The organism is Vibrio sp. 10N.222.49.A3, assembly GCF_041475145.1.
Lineage (GTDB): Bacteria > Pseudomonadota > Gammaproteobacteria > Enterobacterales > Vibrionaceae > Vibrio > Vibrio tasmaniensis_A.
The window spans coordinates 54,518-81,208 of sequence record NZ_JBFRVM010000029.1 but is presented as its reverse complement, the minus strand read 5'-3'; the positions used below and the strand labels follow the sequence as shown (position 1 = coordinate 81,208).

The window sequence follows — 26,691 nt, the reverse complement described above, 5'->3', positions numbered from 1 at the left end:
CGGGAGGCGCCTCCATTATTTAGAAAGCCCGATCAGAAATGGTCGGGCTTTTTTACGTCTGCAGGAAAGTGATTTGGCTTTTGAGTGTTGCTAGTTAAAAGGTCCAAAGCTGATCAGTGAACTGTACTTTTTCGATACTGGATAGCACGTTCAAGCCGTCACGCGAAACAACGGTATCATTAAGCTGAAATTTACCATTCCCCAGATCATGAATTTGGTATTCACTTTTAGGGCCATGGGCGATCACTGTATTCACCCCCGCGTTTCCGGTTACGCGGTTGTCATGTTCGTTGATCTCAATATTCGCATCATTGTTACCTGATAGCGTTAGTTTAGTCAGATATTGAGAGTGATTAGTATAGGACGTCGCTGGGTCATACCTCATTTTAAATGTTCCGGTGAATGTATCGGCAAGGTATGCATCGTAAGTTAATGTTGGAGAGAAAATCTGTTCTACTATCGCTTGTGCATCGGGGTCTTCTTTTGAGAAATCGTCGCGGGTTTTAACTTGGTATAACCCCCACATACCTTTGCCGTTGTATGCTCCCCAAAGCCCGTAGTAGCTATCAATTACAGCGGCAAAGTACTCTTGATCAACGCTGACTTCTTCTTGCCACTCTTCTAAAATATCACGGGGTGGTGTGTAAGCATGGTGTAATGCTTGTCTCTGTATCGCATTAAATTCTTTTTGAAATTCAGGTAATGCGGTTACTGCATCTTCAGGCGCGTTAAAAACCCCGATGCCATAGTCATGGACTAAATGCAGTATTTCCTCATAAGAGGCGTCACGATGTTCTTCATAATCTTGTTGGACATACCATTCACCGCCTTCAACCTGAATCTCTTCTTCGAACAAGGGCTGCCCGGGCAAGTCATCGTTGTATCGTGACTCATCGTAATAATTCATTAGCTTTAGTATTGCGCCATTGTTGGCCATCGCGTTTGCAATCTCGCGTTTTGAGTCAGTGCTCCCATACTTAGTGCCATCAACAGGGGTTAGATAGTGGTTGAGAACATTGACGGCTTTGACTATTTGATAATTGCTCAGTCTATCCATAATCAAAATATGGATAGACTTTCCATTCGGGGCATTGACCGCCACATATCGGTTGTAGCCTGCTTGAGAGTATTCAGCGAATTGAGAGGGAACTGCTTCAATCGTGACCCCATGTACAACTGACGGTGCTGCGTTTGCCTGATTGAATAGCGATTTACTTTGATTTGAACCGCATCCAATGAGAAAGATAGCTGTCGCTAAGGTAGCTAAAGATAGAGTTTTCATGACACACCTTATTATTCATACGAAGTATCAATATAAGGAACTGCAGTGCGTTGTTTAGTGACAGAAGTTGCTGTTAGACAAACCCATACAATACCTTACAAATCGAGGCTTAATTCGTTGCTACTAACTTTACCGGCTGCGAGTGAAGTAAAAATGAAAGCCTTAAATCAATGGGCTTGATTTTGCTACCAGATTTGAGTTCTTTGTTAGGGGTGATTACTTGTCGTTTCAAGATACGTGAGAGTGGCTTGAAGAGTCGTTGAGGATCGGCGATCGAATTCACTTTCAAGTATTTCATAAACCGTATGTGCTTCAAAGTTTGCCAACTGTGGATAAAGTAACGACTCTTCCAAAAGCAACCCGATCAGTTTCTTCTGGGGACAAACACCATTAAGCGCAAGTTGATTGAGCGCTGCGTGCTGAATGCCGATATACGAATGTTTGATCAATTCTAATAATTGTTGCTCGTCATTGATGTGTTTTATTAAGCCGACTCTTAAAGATAAGCAGGGTGATGACATCAGTGACAAACGGTTCTGTTGTATCCAATCATCGCCAAGCCAGTCGAGGATGTCTCCGATATTTTCGGGTTGCTCATCTAGCAAGAGTTTTAACGTGAGCTGATTAAAGCGTGATGATTGTACATCGGAAAAGCTTATATTGTGTCTACATAAGGCATGAATCAAGGCGTGAAATGCCGCTTTGGTTAGATGACTTATTTTGTCGTCAGAGCAAAGGCTGCGCAGCCATGTTTTGTTTGAGCAAAACTCTAGAGCGATTGCTTGATTTTCCAGGCGCTCTATTTTTGCTGATCTTTTCGAGCGCTTCTTTACTGAGGTAGAAGTAGATGCGACGCTAGAGATAGCAGGTGAGTGAGCTTGTTTTAATGCATCAAGTGTTGATGTAATAAGTGCTGGTTGAGCATTAGCGTCAATGATTTCCGCGCTAATCATTTCATTTATAGGGGCAGTGTTCGTAGGTGCTCTACTTTTTACTGAAGAATCCACAACTATGATACCTGATGTCCCTAAAGTGAGTTCTTTGAAATAGCTCTGATGGCTAGTTTTTGGGTTTTTCGAAAGGTGTTCAATCAACAGTCGCTTGACTGAGTTACTGCAATCTTCCTGCTGAAGTTGTTGCCGAATAAAGGCAACGCTAAATTGTTCGGAAGTTTGAGTTAATAGGCTGTTTAGGCTGTCGAGTTGTTCTGACTCTTCCAACTTTGAAAACACATGATAGAAATGGGGTATAAAACGGGCTAGTTGCAACTGTTTATGCTGAGTTTCCAAATTTGAAATCAGTAAAATAACCGCTGCGGTTGCATTGGCTAGATTCGGTTTATTTTGAAGTTGGTCAATGACATGCAGTTTATCTTTGTTACTCAGTAGCCCTGTGAGTGAGTTGAGCGGCATACCAGATAGGAGCAATTCAAAATTAAGGTGCTTTATTTCTACTAGGTAATTCCATTTCGCTAATTGATGTACGGAACTCTTTCTTATTGATGGATCTGAATGAGACAGGCCGTTTAAAAATACCTGCAGATATTCACGACAATCCATTTCAGATAGACGCTGAAATGCCACTTTTTGGCAGCTAATATCAGGGTGTTGTGTGGCTTTGTATAATACGACTTTGTCTTGAGTGTTTCTCAAAAACATCCGAGTATCAGCGGTGCTTTTGAGTACGTTGTTTTCATTTAGCAGAGTCGGGGAGTGGCGCGAAAGTAAAGCAATGAGTTTGCCTTTTAGGTCTGGCTCGGGGTCATTCTGAAGTCGGTGTAGTATACGCAGAGACTGTTCATGATCTAATTCGTGTTTGTGATTGTCTAAAATCCGCGCAGCTATCAAGCTGATGTCATCTCCGTCATTCCAACCTCCATCCCAGTAGTCATTTTCGTCGCATACTGCTTCTAATAATACAGGAACAGCGAGTAGAGAGTGTTGGTTGTTCTCAATAGCCATTAACGATGCCAATTTAATTTCGCTGTCGTCCCAGTATTGATAGCAGTTGAGGATGGGCTCAATAGGCGCTGCATTATCTAAAGCGAGGCATTCAAGACTAGTAATAACAAGGTCAGGATTCTGGGACGCTAACCTTTCTATAATCAGATATTTAGTGTTTTGAAAACGGCTTAATATTTGTGCTGCCAATACCTGTTCGGATAGGTTTCCAGTCAAGTAGATGTGTTTAACTTTATGAAGTAATTTATCTAGAGACATTTATTTAAGCACCACTGAATTAACAAGTTTGAATAATAACTCTTATCATTTCTAATTGTATGATCCTAATCATATCTTTAATGTTTCATGTGTTAATAATAGAGGCAGATGATAGTAACCCCGAAGGAATGTCGATGAGCATCGCACTAAAAAGCTTGGTAGGAGTGTGTGCCCTTTTCTCTGCAACTCTATACGCCGCTCTGCCCCCTATAAGTATAAATACGGCGAAGGCAGAACTCGGTAAACGACTGTTTTTTGATACGCGCTTGTCTGGGGACGACTCGATATCGTGCTCCAGTTGCCACATTCCGTCTAATGGTTTTTCTTACCCTGAACCGTTGAGCCCGGCCTATACGGGGAGTGATGGATTTCGCAATGCTCCAACACTTATTAATACAGCCTATAAAGAGGTGTGGTTTCACGATGGTCGTATTGGCACCAACCTAAACGATGTGGTGCGGGAAAATATCACTGAAGACTGGCTGATGAATATGGACATGCGTTTGATGCAGGAACGCCTCAAACAAGACCCAATATACGTCGAGATGTTTAAAGCGGCCAATCTTGGAGAACCGTCAAATGGCGGAGTACGCAAAGCTCTGCCTGAATACCTAAAAACATTGACTTCGAAAAACGTCCCTTTTGACAAGGGTGAGCTTAGCGACTTAGCGAGCCAGGGAGAAAAACTGTTCACAGGCAAAGCGGGGTGCAGCCAATGCCATAGTGGCGCGCTGTTTTCAGACGGAAAGGCACACAATACCGGAGTGCCAGAAAATCATGAGATATTTTTAGACCCCATGCGACATCAATCTTTTCTTGCCTACAACATGTTTATGGGTGTGCAAGATTACTTAACGTTAAAGCGCGATGTTGGTGCGCATGTTCAAACTCATAAAGCGGATGGTAGCGATCGCGGTAAGTTCATAACGCCAACGCTGCGAGAGCTCACTCAAACTGCGCCGTATATGCACAATGGCATGCTTGCCACGCTTGAAGATGTGGTTGAATTTTATAATCAAGGTGGTGGCGAAGACTCAAACAAAGACTCTCGAGTCACCACGCTTTCCCTAACGGACTATGAAAAAAAGGCGCTGGTGGCTTTTTTGGAATCGTTATCTGGAGACGCCCTTATAGGCGAAGAATACGAATGGTTAGACTATGACTTCGGTTACGAATACACGGAGGATTGGTCAAATGCTCGTAACTAAGCGCTCTGTATTAAAGGCAGCACTCTTTATTCTTATTGGGATGACGGGGCTTCCCAATGTTGTTAATGCAAAGGTACAGCTTGAGCCTCTAGGGGAGGTGCCTGTGCCTGCGGATAATAAACAAACACCAGAAAAAATTGAGTTGGGAAAGATCTTATTTTATGACGGTCGGCTAAGTGGCGATACGACTAGCCCATGTGCTGGTTGCCATATTCAATCTCAGGGCTGGGGTTTTCCTGATGATTTATCCATGGGATATCCGGGTACGGTACATTGGCGTAATAGCCAAACGATTATTAATGCGGCTTATTATGACAAATTTTTCTGGGCGGGCAGCGCTATGTCATTGGAAGCGCAAGCCAAAGATGCTGCGAAGGGCGCGGTCGCGGGTAATGGTGAAGATGACATCATGGAAGCGCGTTTAGCCTTAGTACCTGAGTATGTTGAACGTTTTAAGCGAGTGTTTGGTGATGATACACCGAAGATAAATAATGCTTGGCGCGCCATCGCTGCGTTTCAACGCACTATGATTCAACGTGATACACCAATAGACAACTATTTACTCGGTGACAAAACCGCGTTGTCTGAGTCCCAATTGAAGGGAAAAGCACTGTTTGAGGGCAAAGCGAATTGCATTGCTTGTCACAACGGGGCTTTGGCATCTGACCAGAAATTCTACAACATTGGCGTGCCGCCAAGCCCTTGGTGGAATGATGATGGACTGGCACAGATAACGTTTCGATTTGAGCTTTATTCTAAAGGTGTCACCGAAGAGATGTACCGCACTACAAAGGCCGATCCCGGTGCTTACTTTCGTGCAAAACGTAAGGAGATGTTAGGTAAGTTTCGCACGCCAAGCCTACGTTATACAAAATACACAGCGCCATACATGCACAATGGCACTATTCCAACTTTAGAAGCGGTAATTGATTTTTACGATCGAGGTGGTGTAGCGGATGACGGGCGTACTACAGGGTATCCTCAGACCAAATCTGCTTTGATCCAACCTCTCGGTTTAACGGAGCAAGATAAAAAAAACTTACTGAGTTTTATCGAAGCATTTTCAGGTGAACAGATTTTTATTGAAGAGCCAACCATTCCAGAATACCAACCGCTATTTACTAAAGAAGAACTTGCTGGAGCAGAGAAATGATCGCCAACTCAGAGCAAAATTCGAGTAAACGACACAACAAATGCATGATGTCACGACGTGATTTTTTACTCTATTCCGGCGCAGCCACTGCCGTCTCTATGGTTCCTCTGACCTTATTTGCAGGGACTGATTCTGAAACTCAGGTAGAAGGTCGTATTGTCGGTTACCCGCGTAAGAAAATCGCAAAGTTAAGTCAACTCAGTAACCACATCCCAGTTCACTTTCAATATCCAGATGAAGGAAAAAACTCGATTGCGATGCTGGTTAAATCCGACATCGAATGTGGCGGTGGGATAGGGTTACAGCGAGATATTGTGGCGTACTCGATGACGTGTACTCATCAAGGTGGGCCTTTAACCGGTGCTTATAAAGCAACAGGAGAGCATCGCATTGTCGGGCAGTGTCCATTCCACCTGTCTACATTTGATTTACGACGTCATGGCATTATGGTTTCTGGTCAAGCCTTTGAGAGCTTACCTCAAGTACTGCTCGCGCTCGAAGGTGACGACATCTATGCAGTTGGCGTTATGGGGTTGATCTTTGGTCGCATGGAAAACCTGATCGATGTGGAGGTAGTTTAATGAGTGAATCTTCTTCAAGCAATCAATCTCCTTTAAACCGTCAGTACCTTCAACCGACAAATACTTTACTGCCTCCTGTTCATGCTGAAGTTATCACAACAGCCTGTGATTATTGTATCGTGGCGTGCGGTTATAAGGTTTACCGTTGGCCTGTGAGTAGCCCTTCCGGTGGGCCTGCTGCAAGTGAAAATGCATTTGGTGTCGATTTCCCGGTTCATGCTCTGCAAGCTTGGGTTTCGCCACAGCAACATAATATTGTTTCGCATAATGGCAAACCACACCATGTGGTTGTAGTGGCAGACAAAGACATACAGGTCGTCAATAAAGGCGGTGACTCTTCGGTTCGTGGTGGACTGCTCGCAAGAAAGCTTTATAACCCAGAAACACCAACCAAAGATCGATTGAAGCAACCACTTGTTCGAATTAACGGTCAGTTACAACCGGTAGAATGGGATTTTGCGTTGGATATAGCGGCCCAAGTTGGCCGTCATGTGATTGATACGCACGGTTCGAACAGTTACTGCGTAAAAACCTATTCCTATCAGTATATTGAAAACACCTATGCGATAACAAAGTACGCTTTACGTCATGTGAATACCGCGAATTTTTCGTTTCATGATACGCCGTCAGATGTTACCGCAACCCCAGGGTTTCGAGATGCGGGTTTTGATAATTTCGCTCCGAGTTATGATGATTGGGGCGCGGCAGACACCTTAATGATCTGCGGGACGGACCCATATGAGACAAAAACCATCATCTTTACCCAATTCATTATGCCAGCGGTACATCGCGGAATGAAAACGGTGATTTTGAATCCTCGTGAAACGGCTGGAATAGCGTGGCTTAAAGCTCAAGGTGGATTGCACCTCGATATTAATCCCGGTAGCGATAATCTTGTGATTGGTGCAATTGCTCGAGTGATCTTAGAGCAAGGCTGGCAAGACAATGAGTGGATTGAAAACTGGGTCAATAATAAGTGGGAATCGAGCTCTGGCTTTGGCCAAGGTACGCGTAATACGCCATGGCAATGGAGAACCACTTGGGGCAAGTTCCAAACCGATGGCTTTGATGATTATAAGCAATGGAATTTGGAGCAGAAAGAGTACGTACCTGAGTATGCCGCATCGATAGCGGGTATCGATGTGGAGAAGATTCATAAAGCTGCTGAGATGTTGGCAATGCCAGTGAATGGTCAAAGAGTTAAAGCCTCAATTGGTATAGAGAAGGGCTTTTATTGGTCGAATAATACCGGAAATACCAACGCCATTGCCTCCCTTGCAACGATCATCGGTACTGGTGGCCGAGAAGGGCGTGTGATTGGTCGATTTGGTGGGCATCAACGCGGTGGGCTAGCGGGTGGGAAACTACCAAGGAATAAGTCACCTGAAAAAGTGGCAGGCAGACGCAGACGCTCAATAGACACCGATAGATATCTCTATTCCGGGCATACCCGTATGGCCCATGTCATTGGTACAACATGGATTCAAGCTATGTGTGGTAGTTATGGGTTGAAAGAGAAATTCACCGACTTAACAGCACGTAATCCTCACCAAGCGATGCGACGTGATAAACAGCACATTATAGATACACTCAAAAAGCGTGCAGATTCCGGTGGAATGGTCGTCATCAATCAAGATATTTATTTACGTGATCCTATTGGTAAACAATTCGCTGATATCATCTTTCCGGCCGCGACTTGGGGGGAAGAGGATTTCATGCGCGCTAATGGTGAGCGTCGTCTACGCCTTTACCAAAAGTTCGCTGATGCGCCGGGTCAGGCTAAGCCAGACTGGTGGATTGTTGCTCAAATGGCTTCGCGAATGGGGTACGATGGGTTTGATTGGCAAAACTCAAATGACGTTGCTGAAGAGTCATCACGATTTAGCCGTGGTAGCCGTAAAGATTTTAATATGATTAAAGTTGCAGCACATGCTGAAGGGAAAACTCTTCATCAAAAGCTCGCTGAATTTGGTACTGAAGGGATTCAAGGGCCTGTTTTTTATAACTATGATACCAAAAAGCTGATTGGCACTAAGCGCTTGCATGACACTGAAATGAGTTGGGATGATTTGGTCGACAAAGGGCTACAGGATGGGCCTCAAGGCGCCAATATTATGCGTAAACAGCTCACTCAATTTAATAGTCAGACGGGGAAGGTCAATCTTCAAAAACATCCTTGGGATCTGTTTAGTGATTTCCATGCTTGGCTTACTCCCCAAAAGGACGAGTTGTGGTTCTCGAATGGTCGTATCAACGAAATTTGGCAGTCAGGGTTTGATGATACCGAGCGCAGGCCTTACATCACTCATCGCTGGCCTGAAAACTGGATTGAAGTTCACCCAGAAGATGCGGACAAACGGGGCATAGAAGCCGGAGATGAAGTGCTTGTGTACTCGGAGCGGGTGGCCAATTTTAAAGATACGATTCTGGGTATCGAGTCAGATGATTTTCAGTTTAGTAACCTAATGAAAAATGGTCACATTCAACTGGATTACGCGGAGATTAAAGCCGTTGCGATTGTCACCTCAGCCACGAAAAAAGGTGTGTTGTATTGCAATATGATGGACATGAAGAACCCAGCGAATGCTTTAACAACAAGGGTAGTTGACCAAATCAGTGGTAACTACAACTACAAAATGGGCGTCGCCAAAATAAAGAAAATTGGTGAATCAAAATATAAGCGTGAGTTTGAAGGGTTCTCCTTTGCACCACGTAACATTGTGTAAGGGAAGTTTATGTTTGGCGTATTATTGGTTTTGCATGTATTGGCTGCCACCATTTGGACGGGAGGGCACATTATTCTCAGCGTCGTTATCCTTCCTAAAGTCTTGAAACACCGTTCTCCAGAAATGTTATTGGAATTTGAGCAAGGGTACGAAAAGGTGGGAATGCCTGCTTTGGTAGTTCAAGTGGTGACTGGGTTGATGCTCGCTTATCACATGTTGCCGGACGTTAGCTTATGGTTTGATATGTCGATTCCACTGGCTCATGGCATTGCCGCTAAATTGACGTTGCTGTCTCTGACGGTATTGCTAGCCCTAGACGCACGCTTTCGTGTGATTCCAAAACTATCGAAGGACAACTTGGTTGATATGGCGCTGCATATTGTGCCAGTGACCATTATTTCAATTTTGTTTGTGGTTGTCGGAGTTTCATTTAGAACGGGTTGGCTAGTTTGATCTGCTTTTACGTTTAGTGCGGAATATTTGACAATGTCTAAGTTAGATAAGTTAGAAGAAACAGCGCCAATTCGGCGGTGTTTCTTCTTGTTACTGACCCCTTAGCCTGTCTTCAGGCTGGCATTCCTATCACACATCAACAGAGAGCTGATGCTTCAAGGAAGGGACAAAGGTTATTGAACCTTTTGCTCTGCTTGATCGAGCAAGCCTTGCATCTTTTTCTGAGCTCTGCGACTCACACGTTTTTTTGCCGCGGTGCGAGCTTCTTCTAAGTTAACACTTGGATCACCAACAACCACAAGTGCCACCATTCCGTGTCGGTGATGTACTTTACATTTTATGCCATAAACTCCGGGCTTATCAAAAGTGACTTCCTGAGCATTTGACCCAGATATCATAAGAGGTTTAGCTCCGTCAGGAAGCATCCCTTGAATGCTATGAGCAGTATGAGAGCCAACGGTTCCTTTAAAAAGCACCTTGTCACCAGGTTCGATCTCTACGTAATCAGGAATGAATTGATACATCTTATCGATGTTTTCAGAATTCATGTCCATCACTTGTTTGATGACCTTTGTTTCAGCAAACGCAGGGGCTGCAATAATAGATAGGATTAGTAAAATTAGGCGCATCGTATTCACTCTATTAAATAAGAATTATTTTCAACAATGCTAATTTATTCAGGGTTTGGTTGGAAGTTGATTTTTACATCACACATGTGAATCAAAAGGGTTCTTGTGTTAGATCAAGCAAACAAACCGATGACCCAAGCTATAAACTGAATTCATCACGACATTAAAGGGCGAACAGCTTTGTTTACATTCCGAATAGGTAGGAGTGGTTTTCACAATTACACATAGTTTTTCACGCAAACGGTGTTCTACATGTATTTATAGGCTTCTATATATATTTAAAAGAAGCTAAATGAAAATGATTGTCATTTACTTACGTTATTGGTAACCTATTGTGAAACTTTACAACATTCCGCTTAATGCACTGAAGTGTATATAAAACCCCGCTAAACCCTATGTAAACTGTGGTTATTCGTTTGCTTTGCTTGTTAATTAAGCACATCTACCTCTTTTGCTCTACCCCTTTAGGGTAGTTTGTTTTCGTAATTGATTTACATCATATTTTCATTTTCTTTCATAATTCATTATTCGCTCAGTTAAGAAATATATAACCTTCAGGAATTCTTATGAGCAAGATGAAGCTAGTCGTAATCGGTAACGGGATGGTCGGTCATCGCTATATCGAAGATTTAGTCGAGAAGACAGATGTTGCAAACATGGACATCACGGTGTTCTGTGAAGAACCACGTGTTGCGTATGACCGTGTGCACCTTTCTTCTTACTTTTCACACCATACTGCAGATGAACTTTCTTTGGTAAAAGAAGGCTTCTACGAGAAACACGGCATCAACATGCTGATCGGTGAACGTGCTATCAACGTTAACCGTGAAAAGAAAACAGTTTACTCAAGCACGGGTCGTGAAATTCAATACGACAAACTTGTTCTTGCGACTGGTTCTTTCCCGTTTGTACCGCCAATTAAAGGCCACGAAGGTAAAGACTGTTTTGTTTACCGTACTATCGAAGACTTAAAAGCTATCGAAGCGACGGCAAAGAATTCTAAATCTGGTGTTGTTGTTGGTGGTGGTCTACTTGGTCTTGAAGCGGCTGGTGCACTAAAGGCATTAGGTGTGACGACTCACGTTGTAGAGTTTGCTCCCAAGCTTATGGCAGAGCAGCTTGATCTTGCTGGTGGTAATCAACTTCGTCAAAAAATCGAACGTATGGGCGTAAACGTTCATACAAGTAAGAACACGCTTGAAATTGCTCCTGAAGGCACTGAAGCTCGTAACGTAATGCGTTTTGCAGACGGTACAGAGCTAGAAACTGATTTCATCGTATTCTCTGCTGGTATTCGCCCACAAGACAAACTTGCTCGTCAAATGGGCCTAGGTATTGCGCCTCGCGGTGGTATCGAGATTAACGATCACTGTCAAACGACAGACAAAGATATCTACGCTATCGGTGAGTGTGCATCTTGGAACCAAACGTTCTACGGTCTAGTGGCTCCTGGTTACAAAATGGCGACCGTTGCGGTTGACCACGTTGTTGGTAACGAAAGCACATTTGAAGGTGCAGACATGTCTGCGAAGCTTAAGCTTCTTGGCGTGAAAGTAGGTTCTATCGGTGATGCTAACGGCCGCACTCCAGGTTGTAAGAGCTACGTTTACCAAAACGAAGAACAAGAAATTTACAAGCGACTAATCGTTTCTGAAGACAACAAGAAGCTGCTTGGCGCGGTAATGGTCGGTGATACGTCTGACTATGGTGATCTTCTTCAGTTAATGCTGAATGAAATCGACCTGCCAGAGCATCCAGATGCATTGATTCTTCCTGCTCACGCGGGTGCTGAAAAGCCAACACTTGGCGCGGATTCTCTTCCTGAGTCTGCTGTTATCTGTTCTTGTTTCGATGTAACTAAAGGCAAGATTGCACAAGCCGTTGCTGAAGGTCACCACACCATTGGTGATATCAAAGCAGTAACTGGTGCTGGTAATGGCTGTGGTGGTTGTATTCCACTTGTGACTTCAGTACTGAACGCTGAACTTGCTAAAGCCGGTGTTGAAGTGAAGAACGACGTATGTGAGCACTTTGCTTACTCTCGCCAAGAGCTTTTCCACTTGATTCGTATCGAAGAAATCAAAACATTCGATGAGTTACTAGAGAAATACGGTAAAGGCTACGGCTGTGAAGTATGTAAGCCTCTAGCGGGTTCTATTCTTGCTTCTTGCTGGGGTGAGCACATCCTTAAGCCTGAGCTAGTGAAACTGCATGATACCAACGATAACTTCCTAGGTAACATCCAAAAAGACGGTACTTACTCTGTTATCCCTCGTATGGCAGGTGGTGAAGTAACGCCTCAAGCACTAAGCGTTCTTGCTGATGTAGCGGCTGAATACAACCTTTACACCAAGATCACAGGTGCTCAGCGTATCGGTCTATTCGGTGCTCAAAAAGATGACTTACCAGCAATCTGGAAGAAGTTAGTTGCTGCGGGCTACGAAACAGGTCAAGCGTACGCGAAGGCGCTACGTATGGCTAAGACATGTGTCGGTTCAACTTGGTGTCGTTACGGCGTTCAAGATTCAGTTGGTCTAGGTGTGATGATCGAGAACCGTTACAAAGGCATCCGTACTCCTCATAAGATGAAGTTTGGTGTGTCTGGCTGTACTCGTGAGTGTGCTGAAGCTCAAGGTAAAGACTTAGGTATTATCGCGACTGACGCAGGTTGGAACATGTACGTATGTGGTAACGGTGGTATGAAGCCTCGTCACGCAGACTTACTTGCAAGCGACCTAGACCAAGAAACGCTGATCAAATACATCGACCGTTTCATGATGTTCTACATCCGCACGGCTGCGCCACTACAACGTACTTCGGTATGGATGGACAACCTAGAGGGTGGTGTTGACTACCTACGTGAAGTGATTGTCGACAACAAGCTTGGCATCAATGACCAACTTGAAGCGGACGTAGCTGGCCTTGTGGGTAACTTTGCTTGTGAGTGGACTGACACTATCAACGACGAAGCTCAACTTAAGCGCTTCTCACACTTCATCAATGCTGACGACCGTGATGAAAACGTTGTGTTTGTTGACGATGGCCGAGAACAACACCGCCCAGCAACATTCACAGAAAAACACCCAGAAGCGAAGGGCGATATCCTTCACGTTGAACTGGTTTAATTGGGAGACGACATCATGGCATTTACCAAAGTTTGTAAGATCGAAGACATTATTCCAGGTACCGGTGTTTGTGCGTTGGTTGGTGGTGAGCAAGTTGCTATTTTCCGCCCAACTAAAGCCGAAGAAGTGTTCGCTATTAGTAACACTGACCCGTTTTTTCAATCAAACGTTTTATCTCGCGGTTTAACGGTTGAGCACAAAGGTGAGCTTTGGGTGGCAAGCCCACTTAAGAAGCAACGCTTTAACCTAGCAACAGGTGTGTGCATGGAAGACGAGAGCTTCAGTGTAAAAGCGTATAAAGCTCGCGTTACTAAAGGTGCTGTAGAAGTTTCAGCATAGTTAGTTCGAAACCATAGCTAGTGCGAAACCATAGCTAGTTCGAAACTTCGACACAGTTACTTAGCAAGATTTGATAGATCAAGGGTTCTAGTTATCGACATTGCCTTAATTCGGCAATTAGAACCTTTTCCTATCCGATTTCAACTTTTAATTTTAACTTTTTAAGGACAATCTTATGTCTACTGATTTTAAACCAGCAGAATTCGTTCAAACAATGATCGATGTAGGTGAAGCGAAAACGAAAACAAGTACTCGTGATCTACTGATTCGAAGCACAATGGCAGGCATCATTCTTTCTCTTGCTGTTGTAGTGGCAATCACGACTATCGTGCAAACAGGCATTGGTATTGTTGGCGCTCTTGTGTTCCCTGTGGGCTTCGTCATTCTAAGTGTAATGGGCTATGACCTAGTAACCGGTGTATTTGGCCTTGCTCCTTTAGCGAAATTTGATAACCGTCCAGGTGTGACTTGGGGCCGTGTTCTACGTTGTTGGGGTATTGTTGGTCTTGGTAACCTTATCGGTTCTTTAATTGTTGCAGTGTTAGTGGCAATTTCACTTACAGGTAACTTCTCTTTAGATCCAAACGCAGTAGCACAAAAGTTCATTGCGGTTTCTACAGCTCGTAGCTTAGGTTTTGAAAACATGGGTATGGACGGATGGATCACGTGTTTCGTACGCGGTATCTTCTGTAACCTAATGGTATGTCTAGGCGTGATTGGTAACATGACAGCACGTACTGTGTCTGGTCGTGTAGCAATGATGTGGTTCCCAATCTTCATCTTCTTCGCACTAGTATTTGAGCACACAGTGGTAAACATGTTCCTATTCCCACTGGGTATGATTCTTGGCGCTGACTTCGGTATCGCGACATGGTTGAACTTCAACCTTATCCCAACAATCTTAGGTAACATCGTTGGTGGCCTACTGTTAACGTGTGTTCCTCTATACCTGACTCATGCTAAAACAGCTCCTTCTCTAGGCGCGAAGTAATACGGTAAACGTAAGTTAGTATGAGATTGAAAGCCCCAACAACGTGTTTGGGGCTTTTTTAGTTTGAAAGCTGTCAATGTATTCTCGGGCAGAAAACACCTTAGTTATCATAGATGCGTTGTTTGCTATTGAGCAAAACATCCGCAATAGATTGTTTTGTTATAATTATTTCTATCTTCGTTAGTATTTAGACTGAATATTTATTTCAACACCTGATAGTCTAAGAGGTAAGGATTTTGATAAGTCATTATGAATACAGTGACTTATCACATAGATTGAAGCTTGAGATAAAACAAGTAAACCTTCGGAGCGCAGAATGTCAGAAGTATCGTCATCGAATGTTAAAGAAGTAAGCAATGGATTTGTTTCATTGGTAGGTGCAGGTCCGGGCGACCCAGACCTACTTACACTAAAAGCCGCACGAGTGATTCAACAAGCAGACGTGTTGGTTTATGACCGCTTGGTATCAAAAGATATTTTGGCGATGGCTAACCCAGAAGCAGAAATGCTGTATGTGGGTAAAAAGCTTGATCATCATTGTGTACCGCAAGATCAGATCAACCAACTGTTGGTCACTAAAGCGCAAGAGAACAAGCACGTAGTACGCTTAAAAGGTGGTGACTCGTTTATCTTTGGCCGTGGTGGTGAAGAGTGTGAAACGTTAGCTGAGAATGACGTGAGATTTGAAGTGATTCCGGGCATCACAGCAGCTGCAGGCGCAACTGCTTATGCGGGCATTCCGTTGACGCACCGTGATCACGCGCAAAGCGTGCAGTTTATTACAGGTCACTTGAAGAAAGATGGCGAAGATATTGACTGGCGTTCTCTTGCTCAACACAATCACACGATCGTGTTTTACATGGGCTTGAAAGAGAGTCCGAATATTCAGAAGAATTTACTCGATAACGGTATGCGAGAAGACATGCCAGTTGCGATTATCGAAAATGGCACTCGCCAAGAACAGAAAGTGTTTAGAGGTTGGCTACGTGACCTAGCTGATCTTGCTGGCGTTGCAAAGAGCCCAGCACTGATTGTGGTTGGAAGTGTTGCTCAGCTTCATGAAAAACTGGCTTGGTTTAACAAGCAAGCTTAAGTGATTGATGATCAAGCTTAGCTGACCAAGAATCAAATACTGCAGCGGCTACTCTGTCGCTGCATTTCTTGTTGGCGCATGGGCATTTCGTCAATAATATTGGTGATTAAACTCCAATCGGTTTTACCACTCCACCTGTGTTTCTCTTTCCCGTCTTTGCCAATCAACACGGCAGTGTGTGAACCTTTGGGTATTCCATAACTGTTAGTCACTGCATCCAAATTAAACTCTTCAACTAACCATGCAGGAACGGTGTAGCCGCTTTCGGCGATGACCATGATAACTACATCTCGCTCGTCCAATTGACAATTGTTAATCAAGACTTCATTGAGAAACTCTTTTACGATCGAATCATCTGTTGGAGCGAAGTAAATAACACTGCGGTGTGGCAGAGCTTTGGAATGAGAGTAGGCTGGGTAGGCGTGTAACGAGTTGACTGACAGAATCATAAACATAACCGTGCTTGTTATTAAAGCGTTCAGTGTTTTGGAAATTACGTTTGTTACCGATGCCTTAGTTATCGCTGCCTTAGTTATGGCTGCGTTAGCTATTGCCGCGCAGCAACGTCTCAATACTGAGTCAATGGTGTCGCTGCCGAGGCATGATCTGATTATTTGTCGGTACTTCATGTTCCACCTTCCTCGATAAACTCAAACAAGCTCTGAGTTAAGTTAATGGCAACTACGTTAAGCTAGCAATAGCTACGTTAAGCCAATAACAACTACGTTAAGCATAGCTAATGAGTTCATTTTTATTAAAGAAAGCGACTCGCATTTTAGAAGTGAATAGAATAGGGTATACGGAAAATCTAAAGGTATGAATTTATGGAAAACATAGCAATTTTGGTCGACGTTCAGAACGTTTACTATACAACACGTGATAAATACCGTTCTAACTTCGACTATAACCAGTTTTGGTATGTTGCCACGGAAGGACGTAACGTTGTCGAAGCCAATGCTTACGCAATCTCAAGCCAAGATCCTAAACAGCGCCAATTCCACCATATCCTTCGTGGTGTTGGTTTTAATGTGAAGCTAAAACCGTTTATTCAGCGTCGTGATGGTAGCGCCAAAGGGGATTGGGATGTCGGTATCGCGTTAGACGCGATAGAGCTTGCGGAGACGGTTGATACGATTGTTTTGGTATCAGGAGACGGTGATTTTGAAATCTTGGTAGAGCGAATCAAAGAGCGTTTTGGAAAGCCTGTTGAAGTATATGGCGTTCCTGGGTTAACAGCTCAAAATCTTATCGATTCTGCCTCAAAATTTGTACCGATTGAAAAAGATTTTCTTCTATAGAGGAAATCACGCACTTTATAATTGAAATCAATAATAACGATAATTAGAATGCAAACAGTTCTTATTTATCGGTGTGTGAAATGTCTCGTGTTTTAGTTGTTGATGATGATATTCAGTTGTGTGAGTTACTGGGTGAAGTGTTGGAAAATGAAGGGTATCACGTTGATACCGTTCATTGCGGTGAATCAGCTCTAGAGTTTATTCAATCAAATCCTGTTGATTTAGTCTTACTCGATGTGATGCTCCCCAATTTAAGTGGTATTCAAGTCGCAAGACGTATTTGTCAGCGTTTTGCTACTCCTATCCTTATGCTAACTGCGCTTAATGATGATGCCTCCATGCTAGATGGCTATCAAGCCGGGGCAGATCAATACATCGCTAAGCCTTTCAATGTTCCTGAGCTTTTGACCCGGATTAAGGTGATCTTACGCCGAGTTGGGTTTGAGCGACAAAGACAATCAATGGCTTCATCTAATCAAGGTTTGTGCGAGCAACTTACCCGTTTACCTTTAACCGGCACTGAAAAAGAGTTGCTCGATTATCTGATCAAAAATAATGGCATCGTTGTATCAAAATCTGACTTGCAAGTACATGTATTGAAGAAAGAACTGTGTCCATTCGACCGTAATTTAGATATGCATATCAGCAATATACGTCGAAAATTGGTGCAGGCTGGCTTATCAAAGCAACATATTAAAACTGTGCGCGGTCAAGGCTACAGCTACCTAGAGTCGGTAGGAGTATGAGTAACTGGTTTCTACGGTGCCCTGATTTCGTTATCAAGCGTAAGGATGGCTTAACGTTTCAGCTGTTCAGTTGCCTGACAGTGATTTTAGTCAGCATACTCATCCTTCAAGGTGTCGCAGAACGAGCGCTGATGAAAGCTTTGTTGAAGGTACCTGAACCTGTCAAAGCTGAAATGTTGGATTTGGCTTATCAAGCTAATGTACTGATCGAAGAAGGGGACATGGATGAGCTTGCCGACTGGGGCAATGCCCAACGTTATTATTTATTCATTATCGATGAAAACAACCGACCGATTACCCACCGACACATGCATCCGCATTTTGAATTTAAGTTGAAGTACCTGCGTACATTAGACCATCAACTCAGTGATCGTGTGAGTAAGCCTATCTTCGGCTTGCCACTTGATAACGGCAATACACTCGTGATCCAACTGCCAGGCCAGTTTCATCCAGCAAAATCCTTTGCTCCGTATTCCTATGCGCTGAAAGCTGTGATTGCTTTGATCGTGTTGTCGCTGTTTTCGATTATTATGGCGAAAAGTTTGCAGCAGCCACTCGATCGTTTAAGGGAGGCCAGTCGAAGGCTCGCACAAGGAGACTTTTCAGTGAGTGTTGTGTCTGAGTTGGATTCAACTACACGTGAATTCAATGAGCTTGCCAATGATTTTGACCATATGACCTTTGAGATTAAGTCTCTGGCTGAAAAGCAGCGTCGTTTGATTCGTGATGTATCACATGAGTTGAGGACACCGTTAGCAAGGCAGAATCTCGCATTACATTTACTACGTAGTAAGGTCGATGAAAAAAGTATGGGTTTACTCGAACGGATGGAAAGCGAAACGGAAGAGATGAATAAGCTGGTGGGTGAAATTCTTGAGTTCAGTCGCCTAGAAACCTCTCGCTATGATTCTAAGTTAACTCCAATGCATCTTGAGCATTATTGCTCAATGCTAATTGCGCAGATGCAAAATGACTTGAAACCTAATCAAACTTTGACTGGTGATTTGGAAACAGCGACATCAATGGTTAATGTTGATGAGAGGCTACTTTTGAGGGTGATCAGTAACCTTGTAGGAAATGCGATCAAATACGCAGGGGGCAATGCGGATATTGTCGTTAAGACCTACGGGCAGGTCAATGATAAGCGTTACAGTGTCATTTCTGTGGAGGATGATGGTGAAGGTATTCCAGATAACAAGATTGCAGATATCTTTGACCCGTTTACCCGCATTGAGTCAGCCAGAGATAAACAGTCTGGTGGTTACGGTCTTGGACTCGCGATCGTTAAGGAAGCCATGGGAGTGATGAATGGGCATGTTACCGCTGAGAACAGAGAAGGTGGGGGACTTAGAGTGAACCTTATGTTTCCTATCGTAGATTAAGCTTTAGGCTCAGCATTCACGCTCAGCCCCTGTAATGAGAAAATAGTTTCGGCTCAAAGGGCACCCAATAAAAAACGCCACTGTATCTGCAGTGGCGTTTTTGTATACACGCTTTTCATTATCAGGCTAAGGCACAGCCATTAATTGCGCCTTGACTTGAAAGTAAGAGCACCAGAGAAGCTAGATCATGCCTGTTGGCGTGCTAGCTTTACTTCTTCTTCTTTCTCACCGGCTGCTGGGTCATTGAAGCGAGCTTCGTCAAAAGATCCTTCAGATTTAGCCACAATGATAGTTACGGCACTATCACCAGTGATGTTTACGGCAGTACGGATCATGTCAAGAAGACGGTCAACACCCATGATTAATGCGATACCTTCGAGCGGCAGTCCAACTTGGTTCAATACCATCGCTAGCATAACAAGACCAACACCTGGAACACCTGCGGTACCCACAGAAGCCAGTGTCGCTGTTAGGATCACCATTAGGTAATCACCCATAGTCAGGTCGATGTTGTACGCTTGTGCGATAAACGCCGTTGCAACACCCTGCATGATAGCAGTACCGTCCATGTTGACAGTTGCGCCTAGTGGAACTGTGAACGAAGCGACTTTGTTGTCTACGCCCATGCGGTTTTTAGCCGTTTCCATTGTCACTGGAATCGTTGCGTTTGAAGATGCTGTTGAGAATGCAAACATGATTGCATCTTCCATCTTACGTAGGAACGTAATTGGGCTAAGGCCTGTAAACCCTTTAAGCATCGCACTGTAAGTTACTAAACCGTGTAACAGTAGAGTACCAGCTAACACTAAGAAATATTCCGCTAGGTTCCAAATTGCGCTTAAACCAAGGCCAGAGAACAGCTTCGCCATCAAGAAGAACACACCGTAAGGCGCAAGGTTCATCAGCAGCGCAACCAGTTTCATGATTACTTCGTTCAAATCAGAGAAAACCGCAGCGATACGCTCACCTGGTTTACCCGCTGCACTGATTGCAATACCAAACAACACAGCAAATACGATAACTTGTAGCGTTTTGCCCTCAGCCATCGCCTGAATAGGGTTGGTCGGGAACATGTCGATGATGACTTGGCCCAAAGAAGGAGCATCAGCTGATTTGAAAGAGCTCGCAGCAGTAAGATCCGCACCCGCTCCAGGTTGGAACAGGTTACCTATAGTCAATGCTAGAGTGATAGCAACGGCTGTAGTACCGATATAAAGTGCAAGCGTTTTGCCCCCCATACGGCCAAGAGTTGATAAATCTTTAAGAGAGCTTGTACCGCACACGAGTGAAACGAAGACGAGTGGTACAACAAGCATTTTTAAACTGGCGACAAAGATCTGTCCGCCTACTTCAAAGAGTCCGTTAACGATGTAGTTGTTAACAAATCCGCTGTCTGCAAAAAGGGATTGAATGGCAAATCCCGTTAATATGCCCACGACCATGCCGAGGATAACTCGACCAGTTAGAGACATAGGTTTCTTGGTATTCATTTAGAACACTCCTTATTATTTATAACTTTGATACCTTTCCAAAGTGAGCAGGAGATTAGCAGTCGGTTGTTTAAATCGAAAAACAAAAAATGAGTTTGGAATTACAGATGTGATCATAATCACTGATAATCGTTCAAATAAAACAAATTAAAACAAAATAATTCACCATTCATTTACATTTATCGAGTGTTTTATACAAAAAATCGTCGTTCTGAAGGTAATAAATAAGATAAGAGGATTTTGTTATAGATGTTTGCTTATTACATTGACTGCGCAAATGGCGGTGTTTCAAAAAGTTTGGCGCAGAGAACCGATTTTTAATTCAAGTGCTCGTTAAATGACTGTATTGAATTGGTTTCTTTTAACTGCAGGCTAACGACTCGTCAGCTCGTCTTTACAAAACTTTACGAATGCAAAGAATGTAAATTTAATGCAAATAGTAATAGTTATCACTTATATTCCCCCCTCGAAATAATTCAGTGGTACCGGAAACGGTCTAACGGACACATCGAATAAATAACAAAGTGTTCGTCTAAAAGAATAAAAGTGGAGAAAAGGACATGTTTTCAAAAAAGCCATTGGCTTTAGTGATCGGCGCAGCATTAGCTTCACCAGCAGTATTGGCAGAAGCAGTAAAAACTGACGAGCATATGGTTGTTGAAGGTCGTGATTACGGTTATAAAGCCGACACGAATACAACAGCAATGCGCATGGAGGCGACTCAATTAGAGACTCCAGGACAAGTTACGATTATCAGTGAACAAATCATTGATGAGCAACGCGCAAGCACGCTTGGCGAAGTATTAAAAAATGATGCGTCAATTTCAGCGGGTTCTAAATCAACAAACCGTGAGCGCTTCAACCTACGTGGTTTCTCTCTAGGAAGCAGTTCTGGTTACTTGCGCGATGGCGTTCAGCACTGGTCTCATTACCGTCAACCGGTAGAACTACTAGAACGTGTTGAAGTACTAAAAGGTCCTGCAGGTTTGCTCTACGGTAAATCAGCACCTGGTGGCCTTGTTAACATGGTTGCTAAGAAGCCTACGTATGAAACTCAAGTTAGCGTAAGCCAAGACATTGGTTCTGACAGCTACACACGTACTACCGCTGATGTAAGCGGTTCATTGAACGATGATCAAACTCTACGTGCTCGCCTTATTGTTTCACAAGAAAACCAAGACTCTTACCGCACACGTTTTGACGGCACAGATGTAGAGACTGACCGCTTTGTTGGTGGCCTATTTGTTGATTACGATATCAACGAAGATGTGATGCTATCTGCGCATTACGACCGTACTCAAGAGTTGGGTGATCTAGATAACGGCTCAAAGATTGATACGAAAACAGGTAAAGCGATTACCCCAAATACGGTTAATGACCAACGCTTCGCACAAACAGACAACGACGTAGCAAACTACGGTGTGGCTGTTACAGCAAACTTGAGCGATACATGGGCAGTTAAATCGGGTATCAGTCGTCAGTTTTACGAACGTCGCCGTACTGAATCAGATAACGTTATTGATTCAAAGAAAGACAGAAAAACCAAGAAAACACTAGGTTATGGTTACAAAGTGTCAGACCGTCATGATGAGTGGACGTTTGATACGGCTTACGTGGATTTTACTGGTGATGTTGATGCATTTGGTGTGAATCACCGTCTGTTGGTGGGTGCAAATGGGTTGCACTACGATTACAAGCGCCTGTACGTATCAGACTATGCTTGTTTTAACGCTTCAGAAGCAGACCCAATGAAAGAGTGTGGCAAAGGCTTTGATATGCCTGCAGACATTCACTATAACAACGATGATTCAGTATCACACTCGAAGAGCCAACACTACGGTCTATATCTTCAAGATTTAGTGACGTTCAATGAGCAGTGGCAAGCACTTGCTGGTGTTCGTTTCGCTTACGATGATACGACGAGCAGTTCTGGTAAAGAAGAGAGCTACAATAACATCCTACCTAAGTTCGGTGCGATTTACTCTCCGGCGCCAAACGGTTCTATTTACGCGGTTTACTCTGAAAGTTTTGAACCTGTAAGTGAGATTTCTGATAAAGATGATGTGAACTTCGGCCAGTCTCAAGATGCGAAGAAAGGTACACTTTATGAGCTAGGCTCAAAGTGGGAACTGTTTGATGAGCGTTTATTCGTATCAGGAGCAGTATTCCAGATCACACAAACGAACATGCAAGTTACAGAAGACCTTCCTGCATCTCATGCAAAAGATACTCGTACTACACAGGTGGGTGAGCAAGTTCACACTGGTGTGGAGCTAGCTGCGACGGGCTACGTGACGGATGCGTTCTCTGTAAGTGCATCAACAATGTTCTTAGATGCTGAATATAAGAATGACCCTGCTCTTAATGGTAAAACACCAGCAGACGTTCCTGAATTTACTGCAAGCATCTGGTCTACTTACGCATTCAACAACGGTACTGATGTAAACCTAGGTGTGTATCACGTAGGTGAGCGTTACACTGAAAGTGCTAACACGTTTAAGAAAGACGCTTACACTCGTGTAGATGCTGGTGTTGCACATACGATTAAGTACGATGAAAACTTAGACTTTGTTGCACGCTTTAATGTAGAGAACTTATTCGATACAGATTACCTAGAAGGTGGCAGCACTCGCGGCGTTGTTGTTGGCGAAGGTCGTAACTACATGGCTACGTTACAGGTAAAATACTAATTTGTTAGTAGGGTACTATTGGTAGCTTAAATATTAAGGGGAAGGTTTCGACTTTCCCCTTTCTTGATTCTGCTATTTAGTAAAAATACCCCTAGCAATGCGAGTGGTTTTTAATGATAATGAGACTGCTTATCAATAAAACTCATTTGTTCTTCTTCTAAAGTAAATGACTACAATTATGAATCTTTTAAAAACTAGCCTAGCACTTGCCATCAGTTTGGTTGCAACGTCATCGATGGCAAACAGCTTGGATCAAGCTCAATCAATTCAAAACAAGACCAATAACGCGTCGGCTTCGAGCCAAAAGGTTATTGATAAAAGCTCACAAGCAACATTATTGCTGCAAGCTGAGGTTGAGCGTCTACAAGAAGAAGTGAAAAATTTAGAAATCTATCACGATCATCTTGCCGCATTGGTTAAGAGCCAAGATCAAGAAGCGCAGAGTATTGAAGGGCAGATCGACGAAATCAAACTAACACGTCAAGGTGTTGTGCCTTTAATGTACAAGATGATCGATGGTCTCCAGGAAGTTATTGAAAGCGATCTACCTTTCAAGACAAATAGCCGTCTGCGTCGCGTTGAAAAGCTGAAAGCGATGATGACTCGTGCTGATGTCAGTGATGCTGAAAAATATCGCCGTATTTTAGAGGCGTACCAAATTGAAGTGGATTACGGTATTAAGCTAAGTTCTTATTCAAGCCGTGTCGAGTTAAGTCAAGATAAAGTGCTTGAAGTTGATATTTTGCATCTTGGCCGCATTTCACTGGTCGCTCGTAACTTAAATGGTACTCAATATTGGTCTTGGGACCAAAATAGTGCTCAATGGCAAGAGTTGGATTCTTCCATGAAATCTGAGTTGGACAAAGCGTACGATATTGCTAATAAACAAGCATCTCCAAGCTTAATCACATTACCTGTTTCTTTAACTGTTGCGGAGGTTAAGTAATGAACTTAAAGCCATTAGCAGCATTGCTTTGCATTACGTCAATTTCATTTTCTGCTTTCTCTGCATCAGACACGACAGCTCAGCTTGTTAACAAAGCAAAATCAGAGAGTCGCACGCAAGCGTCTCATAACGTAATTCGTGAAGCTGACTTTAAAAAGACAGAACAACAACTCAAAGCGATCAAAGCACAGCTTGAAGCTAAACGTAGCTCTATTCAAGGTGCGACCGATGTTCTGACTCAGACATTCAGTGATAACGAAAACAAGCTTGCTCGTTTAGAAGAGAAACTGCGTTTAGAAACAGGTAGCTTAGGTGAGTTGTTTGGCGTTGTAAGACAAAATGCAAAAGACCTTGAACATGAGCTTACGGATACAGTAACTAACGTAGATCGCGCAGCGTATACAGAAACTGTTTATCAAATCGTGGACGCAAAATCATTACCGTCAATGCCCCAGTTAACAGGTCTTTGGTTGAGCATGATGGAGCAAATTCAAGCAAGTTCAGAGATAAGCAAGTCGACAGTTTCACTAGTTAATAGTGAAGGGGTTACTGAAAAGGCAGAAGCTTATCGACTGGGTTCTATTGGCTTAGTTGCTGAGTCAGGTTACGTATGGTGGGATGCTAAACATCAAGATGCAATAGTTTACTTGAAGCAGCCATCACAAGGTCCAACACTGGCGTCGCTTTCTACTTTAGCGAATGGCGAAGTGTCTAACGTGGTCGTCGATCCTTCTCGTGGATTCATGCTAGAACAATTAGCTTTGGAACCAAGCCTAGCTGATCGTCTGCAAGCTGGTGGCCTAGTAGGTAAAGTTATTCTTGGCTTGTTGGCAATTGGCTTAATCATCGCATTGGTTCGTGGTATTTCTTTGGCTATCGCTCGTCAGAAGATTCGTGCACAGCTTAAGAACCCAAAACAAGCAGGTAATAACCCTCTGGGTCGTGTTCTTGCGGTTTACAGCAAAGAGAAAAATCAAACAGTAGAAGCATTAGAACTGCGACTTTTAGAAGCGGTAGTGGATGAACAAACTCACCTAGAGAAAGGTTTATCAATGCTGAAGCTTCTAGCTGCTCTAGCACCAATGCTTGGCTTGCTAGGTACCGTAACCGGCATGATCGAAACATTCCAAGTGATCACACAGTTTGGTAATGGTGACCCTAAAGTAATGGCGGGCGGTATTTCGATGGCACTTGTTACAACGGTACTTGGCCTTGTTGCTGCAATGCCACTGCTATTGGCACACAACATTCTGAGTACTCAGTCAGAGAACATTCGAAATATTCTGGAGAAGCAGGGCATTGGCCTTGTTGCTGAGCAGGCAGAGAAGTCTATTGAACCAAGCGCTGTTGTTTCACAAGTTGGGACTGCCGCGTAATGGATATTTTGTCGGGTTCTCTATTACCAGCGAGTTGGTTAACGAGTAACTGGCTGCTGTCTTTATCAAACTTTATGGAGCAGGGCGGTTTCGTCCTGTGGTGGCTAGCGGTTGTCGTCCTCGTTTTTTGGGTACTTGTGGTAGAACGCGTGCTTTATCTCGCGTTCTACTTTCCAAAGCAGCGTCAAGCTTGGATTAATCAGTGGCATGAAAGAGAAGATCACTCTTCTTGGCATGCTAAAGCCATTCGTGAAGGTTGGTTGGGGCAAGCGAGTATTTTACTTAACCAAAACTTGAACTTTATTAAGCTGTTAGTTGCTATTTGTCCGATGTTGGGTTTGCTCGGTACCGTAACCGGTATGATCTCCGTTTTTGATGTCATGGCGACTCAAGGAAGCAGTGATCCTAAATTGATGGCCTCAGGTATCTCGTTGGCAACTTTACCAACGATGGCGGGTATGGTTGCTGCATTAGCTGGCATGTTTGTTCATGCTCGTTTAGCGAAAGTCTGTAACCGCTTAGAATTGAAATTAGAAAAATCTTTAAGGAGTCAACGATGAGACTCGGTCGACGTCATTCTAAAAACGAAGAGGCTCAAATAGACCTTACTTCGATGCTTGATATCGTATTCATCATGCTTATTTTCTTCATTGTGACGAGTTCATTTGTTCGTGAATCTGGTGTTGAAGTAAATCGCCCGCAAGCTTCAAATGTAGTGAGCCAAAAAGATGCAGGTATCTTTGTCGCGATTACTTCTGCGAATGACATCTTCATAGACAAACGTGTTGTGGATGTTGAACGTGTTCAAGCGACGTTAGAACAGTTGTTGCTAGAACAGCCAGATGCTTCTTTGGTTATTCAGGCGGACGAGCATGCTTATAACGGTACGGTTGTTAAAGTGATGGACGCTGCCAAAGGTGCGGGTGTTAAAAATATTGCGCTTGCAGCTGAAAAGCGATGATCT

23 protein-coding genes are annotated in these 26,691 nt (G+C 43.5%); 18 read left to right on the top strand and 5 right to left on the bottom strand.

Annotated features, from left to right (window positions below; genetic code table 11):
- Positions 1–94: 94 nt before the first annotated feature.
- Together AB4589_RS05675 and AB4589_RS05670 are read right to left on the bottom strand one after the other, a co-directional pair.
- Positions 95–1,282, bottom strand: a complete 1,188-nt coding sequence (locus AB4589_RS05675) for a hypothetical protein (protein WP_372099707.1) — start codon at positions 1,280–1,282, stop codon at positions 95–97.
- A gap of 206 nt (positions 1,283–1,488) precedes the next feature.
- Positions 1,489–3,501: a hypothetical protein gene (locus tag AB4589_RS05670; RefSeq protein ID WP_372099705.1), complete on the bottom strand. Its 2,013-nt coding sequence runs from the start codon at positions 3,499–3,501 to the stop codon at positions 1,489–1,491.
- Between the two features lie 134 nt (positions 3,502–3,635).
- Between AB4589_RS05670 and AB4589_RS05665 the strand changes: the two genes are divergently transcribed.
- The 5 genes from AB4589_RS05665 to AB4589_RS05645 are packed head-to-tail and all read left to right on the top strand — an operon-like array spanning position 3,636 to position 9,622.
- A complete protein-coding gene (locus AB4589_RS05665; RefSeq protein ID WP_372099703.1) occupies positions 3,636–4,709 on the top strand; it encodes a cytochrome-c peroxidase in 1,074 nt (357 codons plus the stop codon).
- Entirely contained in the window at positions 4,696–5,862 is a 1,167-nt protein-coding gene (locus AB4589_RS05660; protein WP_371996934.1) for a cytochrome-c peroxidase, read from the top strand. The genes AB4589_RS05665 and AB4589_RS05660 overlap by 14 nt, the downstream gene beginning before the upstream one ends.
- A complete protein-coding gene (locus tag AB4589_RS05655; protein ID WP_371996936.1) occupies positions 5,859–6,443 on the top strand; it encodes an arsenate reductase (azurin) small subunit in 585 nt (194 codons plus the stop codon). The genes AB4589_RS05660 and AB4589_RS05655 overlap by 4 nt, the downstream gene beginning before the upstream one ends.
- Entirely contained in the window at positions 6,443–9,169 is a 2,727-nt protein-coding gene (locus AB4589_RS05650; RefSeq protein ID WP_372099701.1) for a molybdopterin-dependent oxidoreductase, read from the top strand. The genes AB4589_RS05655 and AB4589_RS05650 overlap by 1 nt, the downstream gene beginning before the upstream one ends.
- A 9-nt stretch (positions 9,170–9,178) precedes the next feature.
- Positions 9,179–9,622 (top strand): CopD family protein, encoded by a 444-nt coding sequence (locus AB4589_RS05645; protein WP_004731117.1) that lies wholly within the window; start codon positions 9,179–9,181, stop codon positions 9,620–9,622.
- Positions 9,623–9,795: 173 nt separating this feature from the next.
- On the opposite strand, the gene AB4589_RS05640 is transcribed toward AB4589_RS05645, so the two are convergent.
- A complete protein-coding gene (locus AB4589_RS05640) occupies positions 9,796–10,251 on the bottom strand; it encodes a plastocyanin/azurin family copper-binding protein (protein ID WP_102249622.1) in 456 nt (151 codons plus the stop codon).
- 566 nt (positions 10,252–10,817) lie between these two features.
- On the opposite strand from AB4589_RS05640, the gene nirB reads away from it, so the two are divergent.
- The 4 genes from nirB to cobA all read left to right on the top strand — a co-directional run bounded on the left by nirB (position 10,818) and on the right by cobA (position 15,799).
- A complete protein-coding gene (gene nirB / locus AB4589_RS05635) occupies positions 10,818–13,376 on the top strand; it encodes a nitrite reductase large subunit NirB (protein WP_371996940.1) in 2,559 nt (852 codons plus the stop codon).
- A gap of 15 nt (positions 13,377–13,391) precedes the next feature.
- Positions 13,392–13,715 (top strand): nitrite reductase small subunit NirD, encoded by a 324-nt coding sequence (nirD, locus tag AB4589_RS05630; protein ID WP_009845418.1) that lies wholly within the window; start codon positions 13,392–13,394, stop codon positions 13,713–13,715.
- Between the two features lie 175 nt (positions 13,716–13,890).
- A complete protein-coding gene (locus AB4589_RS05625; RefSeq protein ID WP_135443504.1) occupies positions 13,891–14,706 on the top strand; it encodes a formate/nitrite transporter family protein in 816 nt (271 codons plus the stop codon).
- A gap of 316 nt (positions 14,707–15,022) precedes the next feature.
- Complete coding sequence (gene cobA / locus AB4589_RS05620) at positions 15,023–15,799, top strand: uroporphyrinogen-III C-methyltransferase (RefSeq protein WP_372044179.1); 777 nt, start codon at positions 15,023–15,025, stop codon at positions 15,797–15,799.
- A 32-nt stretch (positions 15,800–15,831) separates the two neighbouring features.
- Here the strand turns inward: cobA and AB4589_RS05615 are convergent, their stop codons facing one another.
- Positions 15,832–16,320, bottom strand: a complete 489-nt coding sequence (locus tag AB4589_RS05615) for a DUF4174 domain-containing protein (protein WP_242441561.1) — start codon at positions 16,318–16,320, stop codon at positions 15,832–15,834.
- Between AB4589_RS05615 and AB4589_RS05610 the strand changes: the two genes are divergently transcribed.
- From AB4589_RS05610 to AB4589_RS05595, 4 genes are all read left to right on the top strand, one after another.
- Entirely contained in the window at positions 16,286–16,447 is a 162-nt protein-coding gene (locus tag AB4589_RS05610; protein ID WP_372099712.1) for a hypothetical protein, read from the top strand. The two genes, AB4589_RS05615 and AB4589_RS05610, sit on opposite strands and share 35 nt — an antisense overlap.
- A gap of 176 nt (positions 16,448–16,623) precedes the next feature.
- On the top strand, positions 16,624–17,097 hold the full coding sequence (locus tag AB4589_RS05605; protein WP_009845414.1) for an NYN domain-containing protein: 474 nt from the start codon (positions 16,624–16,626) through the stop codon (positions 17,095–17,097).
- An 80-nt stretch (positions 17,098–17,177) separates the two neighbouring features.
- On the top strand, positions 17,178–17,843 hold the full coding sequence (locus tag AB4589_RS05600; protein WP_012600578.1) for a response regulator transcription factor: 666 nt from the start codon (positions 17,178–17,180) through the stop codon (positions 17,841–17,843).
- Positions 17,840–19,225 (top strand): sensor histidine kinase, encoded by a 1,386-nt coding sequence (locus AB4589_RS05595; protein WP_135384388.1) that lies wholly within the window; start codon positions 17,840–17,842, stop codon positions 19,223–19,225. The genes AB4589_RS05600 and AB4589_RS05595 overlap by 4 nt, the downstream gene beginning before the upstream one ends.
- A gap of 185 nt (positions 19,226–19,410) precedes the next feature.
- On the opposite strand, the gene AB4589_RS05590 is transcribed toward AB4589_RS05595, so the two are convergent.
- On the bottom strand, positions 19,411–20,715 hold the full coding sequence (locus AB4589_RS05590) for a dicarboxylate/amino acid:cation symporter (protein ID WP_012600580.1): 1,305 nt from the start codon (positions 20,713–20,715) through the stop codon (positions 19,411–19,413).
- 560 nt (positions 20,716–21,275) lie between these two features.
- Between AB4589_RS05590 and AB4589_RS05585 the strand changes: the two genes are divergently transcribed.
- The 5 genes from AB4589_RS05585 to AB4589_RS05565 all read left to right on the top strand — a co-directional run bounded on the left by AB4589_RS05585 (position 21,276) and on the right by AB4589_RS05565 (position 26,688).
- Positions 21,276–23,405, top strand: a complete 2,130-nt coding sequence (locus AB4589_RS05585; RefSeq protein WP_372099697.1) for a TonB-dependent siderophore receptor — start codon at positions 21,276–21,278, stop codon at positions 23,403–23,405.
- Positions 23,406–23,583: 178 nt separating this feature from the next.
- The gene (locus tag AB4589_RS05580; RefSeq protein WP_372044175.1) at positions 23,584–24,351 is read left to right on the top strand and encodes a DUF3450 domain-containing protein; all 768 of its coding nucleotides are present in this window, start codon (positions 23,584–23,586) and stop codon (positions 24,349–24,351) included.
- Entirely contained in the window at positions 24,351–25,727 is a 1,377-nt protein-coding gene (locus AB4589_RS05575; protein WP_372099695.1) for a MotA/TolQ/ExbB proton channel family protein, read from the top strand. Before AB4589_RS05580 ends, AB4589_RS05575 begins: the two co-directional genes overlap by 1 nt.
- Positions 25,727–26,287, top strand: a complete 561-nt coding sequence (locus tag AB4589_RS05570) for a MotA/TolQ/ExbB proton channel family protein (protein WP_372099694.1) — start codon at positions 25,727–25,729, stop codon at positions 26,285–26,287. Before AB4589_RS05575 ends, AB4589_RS05570 begins: the two co-directional genes overlap by 1 nt.
- A complete protein-coding gene (locus AB4589_RS05565) occupies positions 26,284–26,688 on the top strand; it encodes a biopolymer transporter ExbD (protein WP_108194898.1) in 405 nt (134 codons plus the stop codon). The genes AB4589_RS05570 and AB4589_RS05565 overlap by 4 nt, the downstream gene beginning before the upstream one ends.
- The last annotated feature ends 3 nt before the right edge of the window (positions 26,689–26,691 follow it).